Source organism: Tritonibacter sp. SIMBA_163 (assembly GCF_046535935.1).
In the GTDB taxonomy this organism is placed as follows: domain Bacteria; phylum Pseudomonadota; class Alphaproteobacteria; order Rhodobacterales; family Rhodobacteraceae; genus Epibacterium; species Epibacterium scottomollicae.
On sequence record NZ_JAWJBP010001486.1, the window covers coordinates 1 to 231 of the forward strand.

Genomic DNA, 231 nt, shown 5'->3' on the forward strand with positions numbered 1-231 from the left:
GCCTCGCCGGCTTGATGCTCGAGAAGGCTTTGCCTTTTAGCATGCCGGCTGTCGGTTATATCGGGATACTCGCTATCCTCATCTCCTTGCCAGGGGTGCCGGGCTCAGAATATGTAGTCGCTTGGACTAGCCAGATCGGCATTTTGGCGCTTGCGACACCAATTCTCGCCTATGCGGGCATCTCGGTCGGGTCGAACTGGGCGGATTTCCGCAAGTTGGGTTTTCGCAGCT

1 pseudogene is annotated in these 231 nt (G+C 57.1%); it reads left to right on the plus strand.

Features of this window, described 5'->3' with window-relative positions:
- Positions 1–231: pseudogene (locus R0J92_RS27230) on the plus strand (hypothetical protein); the annotation flags it as partial.